Origin of the sequence: Petrotoga sp. 9PW.55.5.1 (assembly GCF_003265365.1) — a bacterium.
In the GTDB taxonomy this organism is placed as follows: Bacteria; Thermotogota; Thermotogae; order Petrotogales; family Petrotogaceae; genus Petrotoga.
Window position 1 is genome coordinate 1 of the sequence record NZ_AUPM01000026.1, and the last position, 1,580, is coordinate 1,580.

Consider the following 1,580-nt stretch of genomic DNA (forward strand, 5'->3'; position numbering starts at 1 on the left):
GTATTTAATTAACTCTTTTGTTTCTTTATCTAAATGTGCAGCTGCTTCATCAAAGATAAATAAATCGGAAGAATCTGATTTTATAAGTGCTCGTGCTATAGCTACTTTTTGTATTTCTCCTCCAGAAAGCTTTACCCCATTTTCCCCTACTAAGGTCTTATCCTTTAAAGGAAGGTTATCTATAAACTGCTTTAACCCAGATTTTTTTAGTGCTGTCTCGTATTTTTCCTCACTTACGTCTCCTGCTATTTTTATATTGTTCTCTATGGTATCGTTGAATAAGAATATCTTCTGTGAAACTATTGATATTCTATTTCTTAAAGATCTTTTTGAAAGTTTTTTCAAGTCTATAGAATTTATTAAAATTTCACCGTCATAATTGTCATATAAACCTAATATCAATCTTATGATTGTAGACTTTCCACTACCATTGGGTCCTTTCAAAAGTAATTTATCTCCTTCTTTTTGCTTCTAAATTAAAATTATTTAAAACAGTTTCTTTTCCATAAGGATAGCTAAATATCACATTTTTCATTTCAATCATATTTATTTCGTTTATTTTTATTTTATCGGATGTTTCACTCTCTTGAGGATACTTTAAGAAGAAATCCTTGATTCTATCAAGAGCTACAAAAGCTGGTTTGAAAGTAAACATACTTAAATTCCAATTGATTACTGGGGCATATAATTTTCCAAAATATCCGGCAAATGCCATATAAGTTCCTATTGATAAACTTTCTTGGAGGACACCTTTTCCACCTATATAGAGAAGAAGAACACTTACAATTGAAGAAAGAAGAATAATAGCCTCAGAGCCAACCGATAATAGGATACTGTATTTTATCGAAGATTTTACATAATCTTTATTGATTTTGTTTATCTTTTCAGTTTCTTTATCTTCTAAATTCATTCTCTTGATTTCTTCAACTCCACTTACTGACTGCTGAAATTTACCATGAAATGTAGCTGCTTTTTCCATTGTTTGACTTGTGAGTTTACCAAAAGCATTTTCAAAGGTTTTTGTGATTAAATAGAATACAGGTATTATTAAGACTAAAATTAGAGTTAACTTAACGTTCATTAAAAACATGATTACCATTGCTCCTATGAATTCAAAAATGCTCAGAATCAACTTGAAACTTTGCATAGAAAATAATGGACTTAAAGAATCAACTTCTCCAAATCTTGAAACAATGTAACCACTTTCACTGTTCGAAAAAAATTCTAATGGTAATTTTATAATGTGATTTGTCAAATCTTTTTTTATTTCTAATAAAGTGTTCTGACTAACTATGGTGAAAAGTGCCGAACTTAAATAATTAAATGTGCTTTTTAAAATATAAATTACAACAAGTATTAAAACGTATTTTGTCAGAATACTCAAGTTTTTCATCATTATTCCTTCATCAAAAGCTAACTTGGTAACATAGGGAGGCAAAAGAGAAATTAACGATAAGCCAATTAAAAAAAGAAATGATATAATAAATAATTTTATTTTTGGTTTTATGTAATTAAAAACAAATTTCACAAATTGAGTATTTTTCACATTCATGTTTCTTGGGCCTCCTTTTAGATAAACT

General features: G+C 28.4%; 2 protein-coding genes. Both read right to left on the bottom strand.

What is annotated here, in order from left to right; all coding sequences use genetic code 11:
- A partial coding sequence (locus PW5551_RS10285; RefSeq protein WP_233488425.1) for an ATP-binding cassette domain-containing protein occupies window positions 1-444 on the bottom strand: 444 nt, incomplete at its 3' end.
- 7 nt (window positions 445-451) lie between these two features.
- Window positions 452-1,580, bottom strand: a 1,129-nt coding sequence (locus PW5551_RS03830) for an ABC transporter ATP-binding protein (RefSeq protein WP_233488426.1), incomplete at its 5' end; no start/stop codon positions are given.